Here is a 19,245-nt window from a genome sequence, read left to right as displayed (position 1 = left end):
GGTTATTCCTCGCCCTCGTCAAGTTGTTGGGCCACCTGCGGGCTGACTCCGATGGGCCCCGTGGTGGCGTGTGGTTGGTAGTCGCCGCGTGTTGCCAGTTCGCGGGCGGCGTCGTAGTAGGCCAGCGCTCCGCTGGAGAGTGGGTCGTAGTCGATGACGGTCTGGCCGTAGCCTGGCGCCTCGGAAACCTTCACGGAGCGCGGGATGACGTTGCGCAGCACCACTTCGCCGAACTGGTTGCGCACTTCGCCGGCGACGTCCGCAGCGAGCCGCGTGCGGGCGTCGTACATGGTGAGCACGATCGCGGAGATGTGCAGGTTGTGGTTGAGGTGCTCGCGGATCATGCCGATGTTGCCGAGCAGCTGGCCGACGCCCTCAAGCGCGTAGTACTCGCACTGGATGGGGATCATGACTTCGTCGACGGCGGTCATGGCGTTGATGGTGAGCAACCCGAGTGATGGTGGGCAGTCGATGAAGACGTAGTCGAAGTTGTGCTCTTCGAGGAAGCCGCGCCGGATGGCGTCGTGCAGCCGGTATTCGCGGCGCACCATGGACACCAGCTCGATTTCGGCGCCGGCGAGGTCGATGGTGGCGGGGATGCAGTAGAGGTTCTCGTTGTTGGCGTGCGCCTGCAGTGCTTCCTCGAGCGTTGCTTCGCCGATGAGGACTTCGTAGCTGGAGGTGGTGCCGGAGGTGTGCTCGGCGCCGAGCGCGGTGGAGGCGTTGCCCTGCGGGTCCAGGTCGATGACGAGGACGCGCATGCCTTGGCGGCTGAGTGCCGACGCCATGTTCACCGATGTCGTCGTCTTGCCGACGCCGCCCTTCTGGTTCGCAACGGTGAACACGCGGGTGTGCGCGGGGCGTTGCAGCGTGGCGTTGTCCATGCTGGTGGTGTTCCTTTCCGCTATTTCCGCACGATTCGGATGAGGGTGGTGGGCTGGTCGAGGACGTCGGCGCCAACCTGGAAAATGTTCGGCGTGATCCCCCCGGCTTTCGCAATCGCCCGCGCGTCGCGTTCTAGTTCTTCTGCAACACTAGCGCCTTTCAGCGCCAACATCGAGCCCCCGTGGCGTACCAGTGGAAGGCTCCAGCCGGCGAGCTTGCCCAGGGGTGCGACGGCGCGAGAGGTGACCACGTCGAATTGCCCGCCGGGCTGCTCTTCAGCGCGACCGCGGACGACGGTGACGTTGTCCAAACCCAGCTCGCGTTGCACCTCGGCGAGGTACGTGGAGCGCTTCAGCAGCGGCTCGATGAGGGTGAACGAGACGTCGGGGCGCGCGATGGCCAGTGGGATGCCGGGCAGCCCTGCGCCGGAGCCGATGTCTGCGACGGTGGTGGCGTCGTCAAGTGCTTCGGAGACCACCGCACAGTTGAGGATGTGCCGTTCCCACAGGCGGCTGACTTCTTTGGGGCCGATGAAGCCGCGCTCGGCGGCGGTTGTGGCGAGCGATTCGTGGTAGGCCTCGGCGAGCGGCAGGCGGTCGCCGAAGATGGTGGCGGCTGCTGTGGGCTGTTCTGACACGGCTGTGTACTCCTTTGAATTTTTAGTCTGGCATCGACTCTAGTAAAAGTAACGCCCCCAGCAAACACTTGCTGGGGGCTGGGGGCTACCGGTTACTTGCCTTGCTGCTTGCGCTGCTTCTTGCTGCGCTTGTCCACCTTGCGGGCACCGACAACGGGAGCGGAGGCGCGCTTGGCTTCCGCCTTGGCGCGTTCCTCGGCCTCTTCCTCGGCGTCCATCTTGGCAAAGACGATGCGGGTCTGGAAGAAGGTCCACACGTTGTTGGCCAGCATGTAGAACAGCAGGCCGATGTGCCACAGGAAGCCGGACGCGATGATCATGACCGGGAAGACCCAGAGCATCATCTTGTTCATCATCTGCATCTGCTGTTCCATCATGGCGGCGTTGTCACCGGACGGGGAGTTGACCTTGCCGGCGGCGCGGCGTGCGGCCTGACGGTTCATGGACATCCGGGCGTTGAGGTGGGTGAACGTCGCGGAGATCAGCACGAGCGGCAGGCACACCATGATGATGTTGGCGCGGGTGAAGTCCAGGCCGGTGAACGCCGCGAAGGCGTCTTCTGGCATGGACATGTACGCGGAGAGCGGCACACCGAAGAAGTCGGCGTCCAGGAAGGAGCGGACGTCTTCTGGGGAGAACGCGTAGTTGGCCAGGTTGCGGTTCTCTTCAACGCTGAGGCCCAGCTGGTTGGGGCCGGTGCCGGTGCGGTTGAAGGAGCGCAGCACGTGGAACAGGCCGATGAACACGGGCATCTGCGCCAGCGGGACGATGCACGAGGCGAGCGGGTTGGTACCCATCTCCTTGTACAGCTTCTGCGTCTCTTCCGCCATTTTCTGCTGGTCGTTCTTGTATTTTTGGCGGATTTCCTGCATCTTCGGCTGCATTTCCTGCATCTTGCGCATGGACCGCATTTGGTTGACCATGGGCTTGACCAGCAGGGTTCGCAGGGTGAAGGTGAGGAAGACGATGGACAGGATCCATGACAACGCCGAGTCTGGCGAGAGGATGAAGCCGAATACTTTGTGCCAGAACCACAGCACCCAAGAAATCGGCCAGTAGATGAAATTCAGCACTTTGGGGTGTTTCTCCTCGTTGGTTACTTGGTGGTCGTTTCTGTGGACGCGTCCGTACCGCTTCCGGGTACTGGGTCGAACCCGCCGGGGTGCCAGGGCCCACATTTGCAGACGCGGGCCACGCTGAGCAGGGTGCCTTTGATGGCACCGTGTCGCGCGACCGCTTCGAGTGCGTAGGCGCTGCACACTGGCATGAAACGACACGTCGCACCCATCTTAAGGGGTGAGAGGTACTTTTGGTAGCAGCGTACGGCCTTCACGAGTGCCCGCGCGGCCGCGGTTGGTGGTGCGGGGATGCGTTGGCCTAGGAAGTTGTAGTACGCCATTTGTCCAGGGCTTTGCGCAGTGCGGCGTCGTAGTCGTGTGCGAGTTGCGCGCTCGTGGCGGTGGCTGAGGCGGGCAGGGCCCTCACCACGACGTCGTGGTGCAGCTCCAGCTTATCGACGCCCCCTCGCAGCACATGCCGCAGTTTCCGAGACACCGCGTGCCTGGTCACCGCGTTACCGACCTGCTTGGACACGATCAGTCCGAAGCGCGGCCCGCCGTGCAGCGCGACGGCGTCGTCGGCCCGGGAGCGGACGTGGACGATTAAAGTGCGAGACCCCGCGCGCACTCCTTTCCTCATGGTCTGCCGGAAGTCGGCAGAGGAGGAGAGTTTGTGCGGGCGGGGTAACACGATGTCGCTGCGCTTCGGGCGTTTATGCCGTCAGGCTGGCGCGGCCCTTCTTGCGGCGCGCGGAAACGATTGCGCGGCCGGCGCGGGTGCGCATGCGGGCACGGAAGCCGTGCTTGCGTGAACGACGGCGGTTGTTTGGCTGGTAAGTCCGCTTAGACACGGTGGACTCCTTATAAGAGGTCACGACGGCCAGCGGGAACCCGCCGCGGTGTGCGACGCATTCCCTCCCGGGGTAGTAGCCGTCCCGGAATTGTAATGTTCAGGTTGAGATTGCCCGGCCGCGGCGCGTTGTGCGCGTTGACCTGCATGCATCACCTTCGCTGACTCGCCCTGGGTGGGCGGCCCGGTGCACTGCGTAGATGGTGCTCTCAAGCACACCGTGGGCATGTTGCTTCGCGCCCGTGGTGTGACAGACTACGCCAGACTACGCGAAAAACCGCTGGTTGTTCAAATCGACACACCGCCTTTTGCGCCGGGTGGGGCGCAGGTCCATTCGTTTACCCCCGTAATTACAAAGGTGTACTTTCGCGCAGGTGGTTGCATATTTTCGAACACCGGGGGCCGCGCTATCACCGGCCTGACGCGCGATTACTTCCCAACACGCGTACGCAATGTTCGAGATTTCCTGTGAATCACATCCGTGAAACGAGTTATCCACAGGGTTGTGGCGTGCGGGCTGTTAGACATTGCAAGCTCACACCGGGTAACAATGATAAAGCACCACAATTACACACGTTCTTTCTCCACATCGCTGTGGATAACTGTGAACAACAGGTTGAGACTTTGCGGCGTAATTTATAATTACAGCAGGTCACAGCCGGTAAAAGTTCCGTGAAAAGTTATCCACAGGGGAGGGGGAAGGCTGTGGACAACTTGCTCACCGAAGTTATCCACAGGTGTGGACAAGTCTGTGGAAGATACTGGTGAGACGCAGGTTTTGGAATTACAAAATCTGTGAAGCAGCGGTGGAATGTACGTGAAATTCCACAGTTGTGATGAACGTCACTAAATGACATGTCGGATCAGGAGGAGAGCGGGACGTTGGCAGAGCAAGACATCGAAACGCTATGGCGCACCATCGTCGCTGACCTGCTGGCGCTATCCGCGCAGCCCAGCTCGCAGGTCCCGTCGCTCACCCCGCAAGAACGCGCGTACCTCCAGCTCGTCCGCCCCGTCATGCTTGTCGACGGCTACGCCATCCTCTCCGCCCCCCACGCCGCAGCGAAAACGGTGGTGGAGCAGTCCCTCGCACCGCACATCACTGCGCTGCTGGCGTCCCACCTGGGCAAACACTGCACGCTCGCCGTCTCGATCCAGGCGCCTTCAGCTCCGCCTGCCCCCGAGGCTGTCGACCCGGCCCACATGACCCCCGGCGAGCAAATCCCAATGGGCCTCGACGAACTCGCTGAGATGCACGCCCGCCAACAGCAACAACACCAGGCGCCGGCGCACCCGACCGTCCCTAAGCGAATCCCCCGCGAAAAGCCTGCCCACGACCCCGAGCGCGAGACCAGCCTCAACCCGAAGTACACCTTTGAGAACTTCGTCATCGGCTCCTCGAACCGCTTCGCCAACGGCGCCGCCGTCGCCGTCGCCGAGAACCCGGCCCGCGCCTACAACCCCCTGTTCATCTGGGGTGGCTCCGGCCTCGGCAAGACGCACTTGCTGCACGCCGCCGGCAACTACGCGCAGGTCCTGCAGCCGAACCTCCGCATCAAGTACGTCTCCTCCGAGGAGTTCACGAACGACTACATCAACTCCGTGCGCGACGACCGCCAAGAAAGCTTCAAGCGTCGCTACCGCAACCTCGACATCCTCATGGTCGATGACATCCAGTTCCTCGAGGGAAAGGAAGGCACCCAGGAGGAGTTCTTCCACACCTTCAACGCCCTTCACCAGGCAAATAAGCAGATCATCCTGTCGTCTGACCGCCCGCCGAAGCAGCTCACCACCCTCGAGGACCGCCTCCGCACCCGTTTCGAGGGCGGCCTCATCACCGACGTCCAGCCACCAGACCTGGAGACCCGCATCGCCATCTTGATGAAGAAGGCGGCCGCCGACGGCACGCAGGTCGACCACCAGGTGCTCGAGCTCATCGCCTCACAATTCGAGTCGTCGATCCGCGAGCTCGAGGGCGCCCTCATCAGGGTCTCTGCCTACTCTTCCCTTATCGACGAGCCCATCACCCTCGACGTCGCCCAAGTCGCACTTCGCGACATCCTTCCCGACGAAGGCGACATCAACATCAACGCCTCCACCATCAAGGAGTACGCCGCCGAGTACTTCAACGTCACGATGGACCAGCTCATCGGCGCAGGTAAAACCCGTCAGGTGGCGCACGCCCGCCAGATCGCGATGTACCTGTGCCGCGAACTGACCGAACTCTCCCTTCCCAAGATCGGCGACGAGTTCGGCGGCAAGGACCACACCACCGTGATGTACGCGGACCGCAAGATCCGCAAGGAGATGACGGAGAACCGCGGCACCTACGACGAAATCCAGGAGCTCACCCAGATTATTAAGGCCCGCGCCCGCACCCTGCGTTAACTTTCGTCGCTCTCGGCGTCGCCCGCACCAAATTCCCTCACGCACCCCCAGCGACCTGGGGAAACACAAGCCCGACTCCCCAAATCCCGGAATTTGGTGCCCCTACCTGGTCTCTCAGTGCCAAAAGACGCACCCACTTTTGCCTAGCCCTTTTTCTGCCAGACACTTTGAACACCTAGTCCATATCAGATTGCGACATTTGGCACTCCCACCTCCCGCACCCTAAAAATCCATCCACAGACTTATCCACACCTGTGTAATTACACCGCTGTAATTCACATTCAGGGGCAAAAGACCTAAGTGACCCCCACCACAAAGAGACCCACATCACACACCACAGGCCTTGTGGATAACGTGTGAATCCCCAGTGGACAACCCTTCCCGAGTTGTGCACAGATCAAATGACAGAAAATCTATCCACAAACGCCCGGAGTTATCCACATTTCATCCACAGGCAATTGCACACCCTGTTTTTGCGTTCCGACCACGGCGAATTCGTGTAATTCCACAGATTGCACAGGACTTATTGTTGTTCCCAAGCTTTTTACTTGTAATTCCTAGAGTAGAAAGGGGACCTGTGCAGAACGGCGCACAAACGACCAACGCCCCAAAAAGCCATGAGCTAGGCGTGTGAAAACTCGAATGACAAAAAGCGCGTCCCCGCCTAGAGTGAGTACGTAATTACAAGAATCTCTACGTACTGCAAGGAGCCCGTGTCACTATGGCGGACATCCAAGACAACTTGAATTCCAACGTTTCCTTCCGCGTGCACAAGGAGGACCTGTCGGACGCGGTGGCGTGGGTTGCTCGGATGTTGCCTACGAAGAACACGCAGCCGATTCTTCGCGCGGTGTTGATTACGGCGTCGGATGAGGGTTTGGAGTTCGCGGGCTTCGATTATGAGGTGTCGTCGCGGGTGCGGATTGCGGCTGAGGTGGATACGCCTGGTCGCGTGGCGGTGGCGGGCAAGTTGTTGTCTGACATTGTTGCGAATATGCCGAATCAGCCGGTTGAGGTTTCTACGAGTGACACAAAGTTGCTTCTCGACGGCGGCTCCGCCCACTTCGAGCTGCCTTTGATGCCGTTGGACGATTATCCGCAGTTGCCGCAGTTGCCTGAGGTGACGGGCACGATCGGTTCGGAGGACCTGAGTGGCGCGGTGATGCAGGTGGCTGCCGCGGCGGGTAAGGATGACACGTTACCGATGCTGACCGGTATCCACATTGAGGTGGAGGGTTCGACGTTGCACTTGACGGCGACGGACCGTTTCCGGTTGGCGTTGCGTTCGTTGGAGTGGTCGCCTGCTGGTGAGGGGGTGCAGGCGAAGCTGTTGGTGCCGGCGAAGACGTTGTTGGATAACGCGCGGACGTTGGATACGCAGTTGGAGGAGCCGGTGCAGATTGCCGTTGGTGGCGTCGATAATGTGGGCGCGGACGGCTTGTTTGGTTTGCATGCGGGCAATCGTGAGACGACGACGCGCATGTTGGATGCGGATTTCCCGAATGTGCAGCCGTTGTTGCCGAAGGCGCATACGTCGATGGCGTCGGTGGAGGTGGCTCCGTTGCTGGAGGCGATTCGCCGTGTGTCGTTGGTGGCGGATCGGAATGCGCAGTTGAGGTTGCATTTTTCGGAGGGTCAGGTGACGTTGTTTGCGTCGGGGGCTGATTCTGGTGAGGCGTCGGAGTCGATTCCTGCGCAGTTTGTGGGGGAGGATGAGCTGCTGATTGCGTTTAACGCTGGTTATTTGCGTGATGGTTTGTCGGTGATTGGGACGGATCGTGCGGTGTTTGGGTTTACGGAGTCGTCGCGTCCGGCGATTATGATTCCGGAGCCGGAGTCGTTTCCGGAGAAGGGTGATGATGGGTTGTTCCCGACGCCGGAGACGAATTTCACGTATTTGTTGATGCCGGTTCGCCTGCCGGGCTAGTTTGCCGCGATGTACGTTTCGGAGCTTGACCTGCGTGATTTCCGTTCGTGGCGGGAGTTGCATGTGGATTTGGAGCCGGGCGTCACGGTGTTTTCGGGCCGCAACGGGCACGGGAAGACGAACATTGTGGAGGCTGTGCGGTATACGTCGATGCTCGGGAGTCACCGGGTGGCCACGGACGCTCCGCTGATCCATCCGGGGGCGAGTGATGCGCGCGTGTCGGCGACGACGGTGAATGAGGGGCGCGCGCTGACGACGCATCTGTTGATTAAGGCGAGTGGGGCGAATCAGGCGCAGATTAATAGGACGAGGTTGAAGTCGGCGCGTGAGCTGCTTGGTGTGTTGCGGACGGTGATGTTTTCGCCGGAGGATTTGCGGTTGGTGAATGGGGAGCCGGGGGATCGTCGCCGGTTTTTGGATGCGTTGGCGGCGGTGCGTACGCCGCGTCATGGTGGGGTGAAGGCGGATTATGACAAGGTGTTGCGTCAGCGTAATGCGTTGTTGCGTTCGCAGAATATGGCGTTGCGCCGCGGTTATGGGGATGCGGCGGGCGCGGGTGCGTTGAGCACGTTGGATGCGTGGGATGCACAGTTGGCGCGGTATGGTGCGCAGGTGCTGGCGGGCAGGCTTCTGCTTGTCGACGCCCTCTCCGACCCCATCACGGAGTCCTATGCGTCGGTGGCGCCGGAGTCGCGGGCGGCGTCGGTGGAGTATACGTCGACGTTGGATCGGGCGGTGTTGGAGTTGACGGGGGAGGCGTCGCGGGATCCGCAGGTGTTGGAGGCGGCGATGTTGTCGGAGTTGGGGAGGCGTCGAAAAGAGGAGATTGAGCGTGGCTCAACGCTGGTTGGTCCGCACCGGGATGATTTGGTGTTGATGTTGGGTCAGCAGCCGGCGAAGGGGTATGCGTCGCATGGGGAGACGTGGTCCTTTGCGCTGAGTTTGCACTTGGCGGAGTACCGCTTGTTGGCTGGTGAGGGCACGGATCCGGTGCTGATTCTGGATGATGTGTTTGCGGAGTTGGACGCGAAGCGCCGTGAGCGGTTGGTGCACGTGGCGGAGTCGGCGGAGCAGGTGTTGATTACGGCGGCGGTCGGGGATGACTTGCCGGGCAACCTTGATGGGGCGGTGACGGCGCGGTATCACGTGCGGATGGAGGAGGGGGTGTCGCACATTGAGCGAGCGTGACTTGGTGGGCACTACCTTTGACCAGTTGCGGCGCACGGCGAAGCGGCGCGGCGGGAGGTTGCCGGATTTGTCGAAGCAGGGAACGAGCGTGGTGCCGCGCCGCAGCCAGGGCAAGGGCCGTCCGGTGAAGGATATTACGGTGCCGGGGCTGCACTTTGAGCAGGAGGAGCGCAGGCCGTGGTTGGAGCGGGGTCGGCCGACGGGCAAGGATGGTCGGGCGTTGCCGCGCAGTTACAAGGTGAAGTCGTTTTCGTCGCTGTTGGGCAAGGAGATCCGGAAGCGCGATTGGACGGAGAACATGGCGTATGGCTGGGTGATGGGCAATTGGGAGGGCCTGGTCGGTGCGAAGATCGCGGAGCATACGAAGGTGGAGATGATTAAGGACGGCGAGGTCTTCATCACGTGTACGACGACGGCGTGGGCGACGCAGCTGAAGTACATGCAGTCGACGGTGCTGCGCGCGATTGCGGAGAAGGTGGGCCCGGATGTGATCCGGAAGCTGCACATTTATGGGCCGCGGGTGAAGAGTTGGCGCTATGGTCCGCTGCACGTGAAGGGGCGGGGTCCGAGGGACACGTACGGGTAGTCGTGGGGTTTGGTGTCCTGTTTTACGTGTAAGATGGGACGGGTTAATGACATTTTTCAGGAGGAGCGTCTTTTCCAGTGGCTGATCAACAACCTCATTATGACGCGTCGTCGATTACTATCCTCGAGGGCCTTGAGGCCGTCCGGAAGCGCCCAGGTATGTACATTGGGTCGACCGGCGAGCGTGGCCTGCACCACTTGGTGTGGGAGGTCGTGGATAACTCGGTCGATGAGGCGATGGCGGGCTATGCCGATCGCGTCGATGTGACTCTGCTCGCGGATGGCGGCGTAGAGGTCGTCGATAATGGTCGTGGTATTCCGGTGGAGATGCACCCGTCTGGTGCGCCGACGGTGCAGGTCGTGATGACGCAGCTGCACGCGGGCGGTAAGTTCGACTCGGAGTCGTACGCGGTGTCGGGTGGTCTGCACGGTGTGGGTATTTCCGTGGTGAACGCGCTGTCCACGCGTGTTGAGGCGGACATTAAGCGCGATGGCAAGCACTGGTACCAGCGGTTTGTGAACGCGCAGCCGGAGCCTCTGGAGGAGGGCGGCAATGCCCGCGGCACGGGTACGGCGATTCGTTTTTGGCCGGATCCGGAGATTTTCGAGACGACGGAGTTCAAGTGGGAGACCATTTCGCGTCGTCTGCAGGAGATGGCGTTCCTGAATAAGGGCCTGACCATCACGTTGAAGGACGAGCGCGTTTCTGAGCAGGAGCTTGAGCTTGAGGCGATCGCGGAGGAGGGCGATACGGCCGCCGAGGTTGGTTCGGATTCGTTTGACGACGCCGCCGAGGGTGACACATCTGCTGCCCCGAAGAAGCGCGAGAAGAAGGTCACGTACCACTACCCGGACGGCTTGATTGATTACGTCAACTACCTGAATAAGTCGAAGACGGCGATCCACCCGACGATCGTGGGCTTCGACCAGAAGGGTGATGGTCTTGAGGCTGAGGTGGCGATGCAGTGGAACAGCTCGTTTAAGGAGTCTGTGCACACGTTCGCGAACACCATTAATACGCATGAGGGCGGTACGCACGAGGAGGGTTTCCGTGCGGCGTTGACCACCCTGATGAACCGTTACGCGCGTGACCATAAGCTGCTGAAGGACAAGGAGCCGAACCTCACTGGTGATGACTGCCGTGAGGGTCTCGCGGCCGTGGTGTCTGTCCGCGTGGCGGACCCGCAGTTTGAGGGCCAGACGAAGACGAAGCTCGGCAATACCGAGGTGAAGGGCTTCGTGCAGCGCGCCGTGAACGAGAATCTGTCGGATTGGTTTGATGCCAACCCGGCGGAGGCGAAGGCCATCATTTCGAAGGCTGTGTCGTCGTCGCAGGCGCGTCAGGCGGCGCGCAAGGCGCGTGACTTGGTGCGTCGCAAGTCGGCGACGGACCTGGGTGGCCTGCCGGGTAAGTTGGCGGATTGCCGTTCGAAGGACCCGAAGCTGTCCGAACTGTTCATTGTTGAGGGTGACTCAGCAGGTGGTTCGGCGAAGCAGGGCCGCGACTCGATGTATCAGGCGATCCTCCCGCTCCGCGGCAAGATCCTGAACGTGGAGAAGGCCCGCATGGACCGCGTGTTGAAGAACGCGGAGGTCCAGGCGATCATCACTGCGCTGGGTACGGGTATTCACGAAGAGTTCGACATTTCGAAGCTGCGCTACCACAAGATTGTGCTGATGGCGGATGCTGACGTCGACGGCCAGCACATCGCAACGCTGCTGCTTACCCTGCTGTTCCGCTTCATGCCGGAGCTCATCGAGGAGGGCCACGTCTACCTGGCGAACCCGCCGCTCTACAAGCTGAAGTGGGCGAAGGGCGAGCCTGGTTACGCCTTCTCCGACGCGGAGCGCGACCAGTTGCTCGCGGAGGGCCTGGAGGCCGGCCGTAAGATCAACACGGATGACGGCATCCAGCGTTACAAGGGTCTGGGTGAGATGAACCCGAGCGAGCTGTGGGAGACCACGCTTGACCGGGATCACCGTATTCTGCGTCGTGTTGATGTGGAGGACGCCCAGCGCGCTGATGAGCTGTTCAGCATCCTGATGGGCGATGATGTGGCGGCTCGCCGCTCCTTCATTACCCGCAAGGCGAAGGACGTCCGCTTCCTGGACGTCTAGCTTTCCATCTGCTTTTCGACGACCTCTCCGATCCGCGGCAGCGCAGGCCCCACAATTTTGGCGGCCTTGCTGCGGAAGGTGGCGTAGATCTTCTGTACGCCGGCTGGCATGGAGTCGCGGAGGTTGTCGCCGAGTGAGACGAGTTCTGTGACCACGTCGTCTTCGTGTTGTGCGAGGTATTCGCCAAAGGCGGCGTGGTCGCTGTTTTTGTAGTCTTCCCAGCGGGGGTTGAGCTGCTCGAGCAGCTGGGGGAGTACGGTGTTGATGCCTTTGTGCAGGATCCGGGCGTCGACTTTCTTTACGCCCGCGATTGCGGAGCGCAGCGCCATGCCGGTGAGTCCGCTTTGGTCTGCGACGGTCTGGTCGACCACTCCGGCGAGCGCGTCGACGATTCCTGGGCGGCGCCCATTGTGCAGCAGTGCGTTGAGTCCTTGTGGTGTTTCCATGCCGTTGATTGTATGACAAATGCGACCTGCCCCCCGGCAGGTCGCATTGTTACGTTGAGCGTTGCGGCTCTTCCGCCACAGCAGTCACACAGGACACTGTAACCACAACAGGAACAAACTTATCATGAGTCACAGCGGTTACATATTTGGGGTGGGGTTTAGACCTTGGGCAGCATCTTCTGCAGCTCGTTGAGGTCGATCTTGGAGAAGTCGAAAATACGGTTACCCTGGGAGGATCCCATCACGCCCGAGAGTCCTGCCTGGCGCGCGAGGTCATCGACGGCTGCGCGCAGTGGGGGGACGGCGTCGACAATGACTTGGCCAACCAGCAGGGTGAGCAGCGCCGCGATGGTCAGCGAGACCGGCGCTGAGCCCGTGTATGCGCTGCCGAGCGGTGGCTGCTTTGGAGGGGTGACGGTCGGCGTGATCACCGGCGTCGGCTTGGAGGATCCGGCTGGGGCGGTGGTGGCTTGCGGCGCGACGATCAGCGACGCCGCGACCCCGCCGGCGAGGACGATAGCACTCATTTTCTTCATAGTGCTTAGAATATCGTCCCCGCGCGAACGGTGTTAGCGAAGCAGCGCGTTGATGTCGACGTACTGCAGCACATAGTTCGCCGCGCCGGCCAGCAGACCGAGCAGCGCGAGCACGCCAACCACGATGCCGATGGTCGCACCCGTGCTCGAGCCCTCCTCGTTCGACGAGGAGCTGCTGGAGCCTGAGCTCGAGCCCGTGTCACCACCGTTATCGTCGTCCACTCCGCCCGTAACGGTCGCCTTCAGCTTGTAGTCCTTCGTCGACCAGTCGGGGAACGTCGCGGTGACGGTGTAGTCGATGGAGGCACCAGGCTTCGCGTCCGCCGGAGGCGTGATCGTGACCTCACCCGTGTTCGGGTCGGTGGCGAACTTCCAGCCGTCGTACGTGCCGTTCGGGCCCGTGAACTTGGTGCCTGCAGGAGCGTTGCCGCTCGGGCGCTGCACGATCGTGCCGCCAGCGTTCACCTTCTGGTTTTCAAAGTTGACGTCGGTCTTGTCCGCCTGGGACTCCTTCGGCTTTGCTGGCGTCGTAGTGTTCGTTGGCTGTTCGCTGGTCGGCTGTTCGCTGGTGGACGGCGCCGTGGTGGTGCGCTCTACGTAGACGGTGACTTCGTGAATCTGCCTCGACTTGTCTGGGAAGACCACGGTGACAGGGAAGCTCACAGTGGTACCAACCGTCGCGTCCGCTGGTGCAGTAATTCGAATCTCACCAGTCTGACTGTTCGTGGTGGCGGACCATCCTTGCTGCGACCCGCTCGGCCCGTTGAACTTCGTCCCCGTAGGGAATTCGCCCTTCGGCTTCAGCGTCACAGACTCACCCGCGTGCACCGGCGTGCGCGCGTACTCAACCTTGGTCGTCGTAGCCTGTGGCTTCGAAGGCTTTGTCGAGGTCGTTGGAGTCGTCGGAGTCGCCTCGCTTGTCGACGCCTCTTCGGTTGTCCGCGGCGCGGACTCCTTCGTGGTCGTCGTTGCCTTGGTTGTTGGCGTTGCGTTGGTAGTCGACGTGGCCGGGGTGGTCGTCTCCGGGGTGGTGGACTTCTCGGTTGTCCGCGGGGCGGACGTGGTCGGCTCGGTCGTCTTGTCGGAAGTCGTCGGCGTAGTCGTTGACGGGTCGGTTGTCCGCGGCGCGGACTCCTCCGAAGTCGGCGTGGACTCCTTGGTGGAGGTCGTCGGAGTAGTCGTCTCCTTTGCCTTTACGGTGACGTGGAATTTCGTCTCCTGCTTGGAGCCGTCGCGGAAGAAGATCTCGAGGGGAACCGTGAAGTCGAAGTCACGGGCGTGGCTTGGTACTTCAACGGAGACAGCGCCGTCCTTGTCGGTATTGACCTTCACACCGTTGACGCTCTGGTTCTTCGGGCCGTTGACGATGGCACCGGTAGGTAGTGCTTCGGTTGGTTTGAACACTCGGTTCTCGCCGGCCTTGACGGTCACGTCCTTGTAGGTGACCTTGAACTTGTCGGACTCGGGGTTGGTTGGTGCCTCGAAGAGGACGACCGCGTTGGTGACGGTGCGGGAACCGTCGGGGAACTCGACGCGGACAGGCACGTTGATCTGGGTGCCTGCGCGGGTGCCCTCTGGGGCGTTGACGGTCACCACACCGGTCACAGGCGCGATGCCGATCTCCCAACCCGTTGGTGGCGTCGCGTTCATGGCGAACTTGGTGCCCTCCGGCACATTTTTGAGAGCAGGGGTGATGGTGGCGGTCTCATCGGCTGGGGATTTCTCCACCGGGTAGTCGACGCTAGCCTTGCTGGACTGCCACACGGGGTCCTTGGTCACCTCGACCTTGGCCTGTACGAAGTCTTGGGATTCGTCGGAGTAGGTGACGATGACGGGCACATTCGCGACGGCACCGGCAGCGAGCGGCTGCTTTGGTGTTGCGGTGATGGTGCCGGTTGAGGCGTCGATAGACAGGTCCCACAACTTGGACTCGCCCATGATCTTAAAGTTGGTGCCTTCAGGCAGCTCAGCGGTCTGCTTGAGGGTGGCCGTCTCGTTACCCGCGATCTGCGCTGTGGCGTACACCGGCGTGTGCTTCGCGGCGAGGCGGTCGGACGGCGGGGTGGTGTTGCCGTGCTGGTCGGCGACGGTGACTTTGGCGTGCTTGACGTCGGAGGAGCCGTCGGGGAACTCAGCGCGAACTGGGATGGAGAGCCAGGAACCGTAGCCGATGTCGCCGGCCTTGACGGTGACGGCGCCGGTGGTTTCGTCGACGCTCACGTCCCACTTCTCAATCTTGTCACTGTTGAGGTAGAACTTGGTGCCCTGCGTGAACGTGCCCGTGGGGGTAACGGTGACGCTCTGCTTCGGCTGGACCAGCGAGTCCTTGTACTCGATGGTGGAGGTGTTGGCGTTGTTGTTGCCACCAGGAACGACGGTCACTTCGGCGTCGTAGGTGGCCGTGGTTTTGTCGGCGAAGAGAACTAAGACGCGGTAGCGCAGTCCCTGGCCGGGGCGCAGTTTCGGTGCGGCCTCGATCGTCACAGCGCCGGTTTTCTCGTCGGTGGTCAGCTTCCAGCCGTCGATGCTGGTCGGGCCGACTGCCTTGGCGCCCTCTGGGAGTGGGACGCTCGGCTCGACGGTGATGGTGCCGCCGGCGGTAATTTCAGCGTTGCGCCATTCGCGCGCTTCCTGTGACTGAGATGCCGAATCTGATGCTGCGGTCGTCTCAGTAGTCTCTTCCGCGCGCAACTGAGGTGCGGCCAGGCCGGCGCCGATCAGTGCCACGGTGGTTGCCAGTACTGCGGTGTACTTTGTAGCGTTCATTGTTCCTCCACCAAGTGTTCTCTAATGGTCCGTGTAAATAGTTGCCAGTGTAGGAGAAAGTACGCGATTACGCTTCCTCGACCCACCGCAAATAGGTGGTGCCGGCGACGTCAGCGAAGGCGTCGTTGGCTCCGGTCAGGGGGCGCAGGGCCCGGATTGTGTCGGCGAGGCCGCGAGCGGCGGCGTGTGCGGTGTCGTAGACGGGCACGCCGTGGAGGTGGGCGCCGGGGACGGCGGCGCAGGCGCAGAGCGCGCCGAAGGAACGTATTCGCACCTTATATATATGCGCGCATTCGTCGGCGATGGCCAGCAGCTGCTCACTGCTCAGGCTACGCATCGCGGGCCTGCCGGATGCGGCGTTCGGTGTGGGCGTATTCCTGCAGGGTGGTGCGGGCGAGGTTGGTAATGGTGGCGTCGTCAAGAAGGCGGGAGGCGGCGGTGACGATGGCGCGGCGGGCGGCCTCTTGCTTCGAGCAGCCCCATGCGGAGGCGAGCATGATGAGTGCTGTGTCTTCGTCTGTGCTGAGTTGTAGCGTCATAGCCATGCCGCGATGGTATCAGAGTGATACCACGGTGCAGGGGTGATTCGGCGCACAAAGCGCTAGAATCGGTAGGAACCAATGTTTGACGAAAGGTGAGCAATGAGTGATGACACTCTAGGTGGCGGCGGTTCCGACGCCATCCAGCCCATTGACATCAATGAGGAGATGCAGACGAGCTACATCGATTACGCGATGAGCGTGATCGTCGGCCGTGCGCTCCCGGATGTTCGCGATGGCATGAAGCCGGTGCACCGCCGCATCATTTACGCCATGTACGACCACGGCTACCGCCCCGAGCGTTCGTACGTGAAGAGTGCCAAGCCTGTCGCTGACACGATGGGTAACTTCCACCCGCACGGCGACAGCGCCATTTACGACACGCTGGTGCGCATGGCTCAGCCTTGGGCGATGCGCTACCCGCTGGTCGACGGCCAGGGTAACTTCGGTTCCCCTGGTAATGACGGCCCAGCGGCCATGCGTTACACCGAGTGCAAGATGACGCCGCTGGCGATGGAGATGGTCCGCGACATCCGTGAGGACGCCGTGGAGTTCTCCCCGAACTACGACGGCAAGACCCGCGAGCCGGACGTGCTGCCGTCACGTGTGCCGAACCTGCTGATGAACGGCTCGAACGGTATCGCTGTCGGTATGGCCACCAACATTCCGCCGCACAACTTGAACGAGTTGGCGGAGGCTATCTACTGGATGCTCGACAACTATGACGCGGATGAGCAGGCGGCGCTCGACGCGGTGATGGAGCGAGTGAAGGGCCCGGACTTTCCGACGGCCGGCCTCATCGTCGGCGATCAGGGCATCAAGGACGCCTACACCACGGGCCGCGGTTCCATCCGTATGCGTGGTGTGACCGAGATCGAGGAGATCGGCAACCGCCAGTTCATCACGATTACGGAGCTGCCGTACCAGGTCAACCCGGATAACTTCATCCACAACATTGCGGACCAGGTCGCCGCGGGCAAGATGGCGGGCATCGCCGACATTGATGATGAGTCCTCGGATCGCATCGGCATGCGCATCGTGGTCAAGCTCAAGCGCGATGCGGTTCCTCGAGTGGTGCTCAATAACCTGTACAAGCACTCGCAGCTGGAGACGAACTTCTCCGCGAACATGCTCTCCATCGTCGACGGCGTGCCGCGCACGCTGCGCCTCGACCAGATGCTGCGCTACTACGTCAAGCACCAGATCGAGGTCATCGTTCGCCGCACCAAGTTCCGCCTGGATGAGGCCGAGAAGCGCGCCCACATCCTGCGCGGCTTGGTCAAGGCGCTCGATGCGTTGGACGAGGTCATCGCCCTGATCCGTCGCTCGCCAACGGTTGACGACGCCCGCCAGGGCCTGATCAAGCTTCTCGACGTCGACGAGATCCAGGCCAACGAAATCCTGGCAATGCAGCTGCGCCGCCTGGCAGCGCTGGAGCGCCAGAAGATCGTCGACGACCTGGCCGAGATCGAGCGCAAGATTGCCGACTACAAGGACATCTTGGCCCGTCCGGAGCGCCAGCGGGAGATCGTTGGCAACGAGTTGCGTGAGATCGTCGAAAAGTATGGCGACGAGCGCCGCACCCAGATCGTGGCCGCGACCGGCGATGTGACCGAGGAAGACCTCATCGCGCGCGAGAACGTCGTGGTCACCATCACCTCCACCGGCTACGCGAAGCGCACGAAGGTGGATGCGTACAAGTCGCAGAAGCGCGGCGGCAAGGGTGTCCGCGGGGCGGAACTGAAGCAGGACGACGTGGTGAAGCACTTCTTCATCTGCTCCACCCACGACTGGATCTTGTTCTTCACCAACTTCGGCCGCGTGTACCGCCTCAAGGCCTACGAGCTGCCGGAGGCGGGCCGCACGGCCCGCGGCCAGCACGTGGCGAACCTGCTGGAGTTCCAGCCGGAGGAGCGCATCGCGCAGGTCATCCAGATCCAGTCCTACGAGGACGCCCCGTACCTGGTCCTGGCTACCCGCGACGGCCGCGTGAAGAAGTCCCGCCTGACCGACTACGAGTCGGCGCGTTCCGCGGGCCTCATCGCGATCAACCTCAACGAGGGCGACGCCCTGATCGGCGCGGCGCTTGCCGGCGAGGAGGACGACCTGCTGCTCGTCTCTGAGCAGGGCCAGGCCATCCGCTTCACCGCCGACGACGACCAGCTGCGCCCAATGGGCCGCGCGACCGCCGGCGTGAAGGGCATGCGCTTCCGCGGCGACGACAAGCTGCTCGCGATGACCGTGGTCCAGGACGGCGAGTTCCTGCTCGTCGCCACCGCTGGTGGCTACGGCAAGCGCACCGCGATTGAGGAGTACAACACCCAGGGCCGTGGCGGCATGGGCGTGATGACGTTCAAGTACACCCCGAAGCGCGGCAAGCTGATCGGCGCCCTGGCGGTCGATGAGGAAGACCAGATCTTCGCCATCACCTCCGCTGGCGGCGTGATCCGCACCGAGGTCAACCAGATCCGTCCGTCCTCCCGCGCCACGATGGGCGTCCGCCTCGTCGACCTCGCGGATGACGTTGAGCTGCTGGCCATCGACAAGAACGTCGAGGAGCAGGGCGAAGAGGAGGCAACCGCGGTTGCCAAGGGCGAGAAGACGATTGAGGAAGCCAAGGAGCAGACCTCCTCGTCCATCTCCGCCTCGCCGAAGGATGGGGAGTAAACCATGGCCGCCCGCAAGATAGTGGTGCGGCGCGTGGGTGTCGCCTCCGTGTTTAAGGTGGCGACGATCCTCGCCCTTGTCGGCTTCGTCGCCTGGATGCTGGGCGCGGCCATCGTCTACTACGGCCTCGCGCAGACAGGGGTCATCGACTCCTTGAACTCGCTGGTCAGTGGCGTCGGCGGCGGCCAAGTTATCGACGCCACCCTGGTCATGTCCGCAGCCGGCCTCTTCGGGCTCATCGGCGTGGTGTTCATCGCAGTGATGGCCCCGCTGACGGCGTTGCTCTACAACGCCATCGCGGACCTGGTCGGCGGCGTCACCCTGGTGATGTCCAACAGGGCGCGATAGCCGTGAGATACCTACCGCTATAACCCCACTATGACAACGCTAAAAACAACGCTTGTACTGGCGATTTGTCAAAGGTTATAGTGGTAGGTAATCTTACTTCTCGTTCCCAGGGCCTATAGCTCAGTCGGTTAGAGCGCATCGCTGATAACGATGAGGTCGCAAGTTCGATTCTTGCTAGGCCCACAGGAACAAAAGGGGCATTAGCTCAGTTGGTAGAGCACCTGCTTTGCAAGCAGGATGTCAGGAGTTCGATTCTCCTATGCTCCACAGGTTCACCCTGGTCTCCGGTTCAGAGGCCAGGGTTTTT

18 protein-coding genes and 2 tRNA genes are annotated in these 19,245 nt (G+C 61.9%); 9 read left to right on the top strand and 11 right to left on the bottom strand.

What is annotated here, in order from left to right; translation table 11 throughout:
- Positions 1–2: 2 nt before the first annotated feature.
- From KBX13_RS08925 to rpmH, 6 genes are all read right to left on the bottom strand, one after another.
- Positions 3–884 carry a ParA family protein gene (locus tag KBX13_RS08925; protein WP_256021792.1) on the bottom strand — a complete coding sequence of 294 codons (882 nt, stop codon included), beginning with the start codon at positions 882–884 and terminating at the stop codon, positions 3–5.
- A 20-nt stretch (positions 885–904) separates the two neighbouring features.
- Positions 905–1,522 carry a 16S rRNA (guanine(527)-N(7))-methyltransferase RsmG gene (rsmG, locus tag KBX13_RS08920; protein WP_256021791.1) on the bottom strand — a complete coding sequence of 206 codons (618 nt, stop codon included), beginning with the start codon at positions 1,520–1,522 and terminating at the stop codon, positions 905–907.
- 92 nt (positions 1,523–1,614) lie between these two features.
- Positions 1,615–2,595 carry a membrane protein insertase YidC gene (gene yidC / locus KBX13_RS08915; protein WP_070363380.1) on the bottom strand — a complete coding sequence of 327 codons (981 nt, stop codon included), beginning with the start codon at positions 2,593–2,595 and terminating at the stop codon, positions 1,615–1,617.
- Positions 2,596–2,618: 23 nt separating this feature from the next.
- Positions 2,619–2,921: a membrane protein insertion efficiency factor YidD gene (gene yidD / locus KBX13_RS08910; RefSeq protein WP_256021789.1), complete on the bottom strand. Its 303-nt coding sequence runs from the start codon at positions 2,919–2,921 to the stop codon at positions 2,619–2,621.
- Entirely contained in the window at positions 2,900–3,271 is a 372-nt protein-coding gene (rnpA, locus tag KBX13_RS08905) for a ribonuclease P protein component (RefSeq protein WP_256005830.1), read from the bottom strand. Before rnpA ends, yidD begins: the two co-directional genes overlap by 22 nt.
- Positions 3,272–3,293: 22 nt before the next feature.
- Positions 3,294–3,431, bottom strand: a complete 138-nt coding sequence (gene rpmH, locus KBX13_RS08900) for a 50S ribosomal protein L34 (protein ID WP_070363641.1) — start codon at positions 3,429–3,431, stop codon at positions 3,294–3,296.
- 854 nt (positions 3,432–4,285) lie between these two features.
- On the opposite strand from rpmH, the gene dnaA reads away from it, so the two are divergent.
- The 5 genes from dnaA to gyrB all read left to right on the top strand — a co-directional run bounded on the left by dnaA (position 4,286) and on the right by gyrB (position 11,636).
- Complete coding sequence (gene dnaA / locus KBX13_RS08895) at positions 4,286–5,818, top strand: chromosomal replication initiator protein DnaA (protein ID WP_256021787.1); 1,533 nt, start codon at positions 4,286–4,288, stop codon at positions 5,816–5,818.
- Positions 5,819–6,539: 721 nt separating this feature from the next.
- Positions 6,540–7,745: a DNA polymerase III subunit beta gene (dnaN, locus tag KBX13_RS08890; RefSeq protein WP_256021785.1), complete on the top strand. Its 1,206-nt coding sequence runs from the start codon at positions 6,540–6,542 to the stop codon at positions 7,743–7,745.
- A 9-nt stretch (positions 7,746–7,754) separates the two neighbouring features.
- On the top strand, positions 7,755–8,933 hold the full coding sequence (recF, locus tag KBX13_RS08885) for a DNA replication/repair protein RecF (protein WP_256021783.1): 1,179 nt from the start codon (positions 7,755–7,757) through the stop codon (positions 8,931–8,933).
- On the top strand, positions 8,920–9,519 hold the full coding sequence (locus tag KBX13_RS08880; protein ID WP_252931820.1) for a DciA family protein: 600 nt from the start codon (positions 8,920–8,922) through the stop codon (positions 9,517–9,519). Before recF ends, KBX13_RS08880 begins: the two co-directional genes overlap by 14 nt.
- A gap of 77 nt (positions 9,520–9,596) precedes the next feature.
- Positions 9,597–11,636 (top strand): DNA topoisomerase (ATP-hydrolyzing) subunit B, encoded by a 2,040-nt coding sequence (gene gyrB / locus KBX13_RS08875; RefSeq protein WP_256021781.1) that lies wholly within the window; start codon positions 9,597–9,599, stop codon positions 11,634–11,636.
- On the opposite strand, the gene KBX13_RS08870 is transcribed toward gyrB, so the two are convergent.
- From KBX13_RS08870 to KBX13_RS08850, 5 genes are all read right to left on the bottom strand, one after another.
- Complete coding sequence (locus KBX13_RS08870; protein WP_070363374.1) at positions 11,633–12,082, bottom strand: hypothetical protein; 450 nt, start codon at positions 12,080–12,082, stop codon at positions 11,633–11,635. The two genes, gyrB and KBX13_RS08870, sit on opposite strands and share 4 nt — an antisense overlap.
- A 158-nt stretch (positions 12,083–12,240) precedes the next feature.
- Entirely contained in the window at positions 12,241–12,618 is a 378-nt protein-coding gene (locus KBX13_RS08865) for a hypothetical protein (protein ID WP_256021778.1), read from the bottom strand.
- Between the two features lie 33 nt (positions 12,619–12,651).
- Complete coding sequence (locus KBX13_RS08860; RefSeq protein ID WP_256021775.1) at positions 12,652–15,384, bottom strand: Rib/alpha-like domain-containing protein; 2,733 nt, start codon at positions 15,382–15,384, stop codon at positions 12,652–12,654.
- Between the two features lie 67 nt (positions 15,385–15,451).
- Positions 15,452–15,721, bottom strand: a complete 270-nt coding sequence (locus tag KBX13_RS08855; RefSeq protein ID WP_070975461.1) for a TetR family transcriptional regulator — start codon at positions 15,719–15,721, stop codon at positions 15,452–15,454.
- Positions 15,714–15,929: a CopG family transcriptional regulator gene (locus tag KBX13_RS08850; RefSeq protein ID WP_256021773.1), complete on the bottom strand. Its 216-nt coding sequence runs from the start codon at positions 15,927–15,929 to the stop codon at positions 15,714–15,716. The genes KBX13_RS08855 and KBX13_RS08850 overlap by 8 nt, the downstream gene beginning before the upstream one ends.
- A gap of 96 nt (positions 15,930–16,025) precedes the next feature.
- Between KBX13_RS08850 and gyrA the strand changes: the two genes are divergently transcribed.
- The 4 genes from gyrA (at position 16,026) to KBX13_RS08830 (ending at position 19,205) form a co-directional block, all read left to right on the top strand.
- Positions 16,026–18,590, top strand: a complete 2,565-nt coding sequence (gene gyrA, locus KBX13_RS08845) for a DNA gyrase subunit A (RefSeq protein WP_256021771.1) — start codon at positions 16,026–16,028, stop codon at positions 18,588–18,590.
- 3 nt (positions 18,591–18,593) lie between these two features.
- A complete protein-coding gene (locus KBX13_RS08840) occupies positions 18,594–18,938 on the top strand; it encodes a DUF3566 domain-containing protein (RefSeq protein ID WP_256021768.1) in 345 nt (114 codons plus the stop codon).
- A 109-nt stretch (positions 18,939–19,047) separates the two neighbouring features.
- Positions 19,048–19,121 (top strand) — tRNA-Ile (locus tag KBX13_RS08835).
- Positions 19,122–19,132: 11 nt separating this feature from the next.
- Positions 19,133–19,205 (top strand) — tRNA-Ala (locus KBX13_RS08830).
- Positions 19,206–19,245: the final 40 nt, after the last annotated feature.

The sequence above is a fragment of the Corynebacterium sp. CCUG 51687 genome (genome assembly GCF_024453995.1).
In the GTDB taxonomy this organism is placed as follows: Bacteria; Actinomycetota; Actinomycetes; order Mycobacteriales; family Mycobacteriaceae; genus Corynebacterium; species Corynebacterium pseudogenitalium.
The sequence above is the reverse complement of the archived record's forward strand: the minus strand, read 5'-3'. Positions and strand labels throughout refer to the sequence as shown.